Annotated in this window: 1 protein-coding gene; it reads right to left on the bottom strand. The window is 31.1% G+C overall.

Going from position 1 to position 925, the window contains the following annotated elements:
• Positions 1 to 9: 9 nt before the first annotated feature.
• Positions 10 to 925: methyl-accepting chemotaxis protein (locus CQA75_RS08915; protein ID WP_137624601.1), on the bottom strand; the 916-nt coding region annotated here is incomplete at its 5' end.

Below are 925 nucleotides of genomic sequence, written 5' to 3'. Positions count from 1 at the left end.
AAAGATCTCTTAAAATCTTTTCTTCTTAACATCTTCTAATATATTATTAGCTATATCACTAACTGTATTGGAAATGATAGCTGATTCATTAGCAATTTCTACATTGTCTTTAGTAGTTTGATCAATAGCAGCTACACTTTCATTGATTTGAGTAATACCTGCAGTTTGTTCTTTAATAGATTCTGCCATATCGTTAATAGATTGAACTAATAAATTTGTATTAGCTTCTATTTCACTCAATGATTTTTGAGTTCTTTCTGCTAGTTTTCTAACTTCATCAGCCACAACAGCAAATCCACGTCCATGTTCTCCTGCACGTGCAGCTTCTATAGCAGCATTTAAGGCTAAAAGATTGATTTGATCTGCAATATCTCCAATAATACCTGTAACGTTTTTAATCTCTTCTGATTGAGTGATAACATCACTAGTCTTTACAGAAACATTTTGCATAGAAGAAGTAATCTCTTCTAAAGCAGCAGCTGTTTCTTCTAAAGAAGCTGCTTGAGAATTAGAAGAGCTAGTTAGGTTTTGAACAGCGTTTTGTAATTTAGAACTCTCACTTGCTAAGTGATTAGCAAATTCAGAACTTTGTTTTAACATCTTAATGATTTCTTCACCTAAAGCATTAGTAGTTACTTCAACACTACCTTTAGCATTATCTAATTTGTTTCTAAAATCTAAGCTCTTATATTCTTCAAAGATTTTATGAATAGCATTCATATCAGATCCTACTTTTTCTTGTAAGACATCTAAGAGTTTATTTAAAACATTTTTGAGTTCTATTAATTGTGGATTTCTAGGACTTGCAGTGATTCTTGCAGTTAAATCTCCTTTTTCTACTACTTGAACAGTAGAAACAGATTCTTTTACAGCTTGGTTATCTTGTTCTAAACCTTGTTTAGTCATAAGGATGTTTTCATTGATG

Origin of the sequence: Campylobacter taeniopygiae (assembly GCF_005406225.1) — a bacterium.
Classification (GTDB): Bacteria; Campylobacterota; Campylobacteria; order Campylobacterales; family Campylobacteraceae; genus Campylobacter_D; species Campylobacter_D taeniopygiae.
Note: the sequence above shows the minus strand (reverse complement) of the source record. Positions and strands in the feature narration are given on the sequence as shown.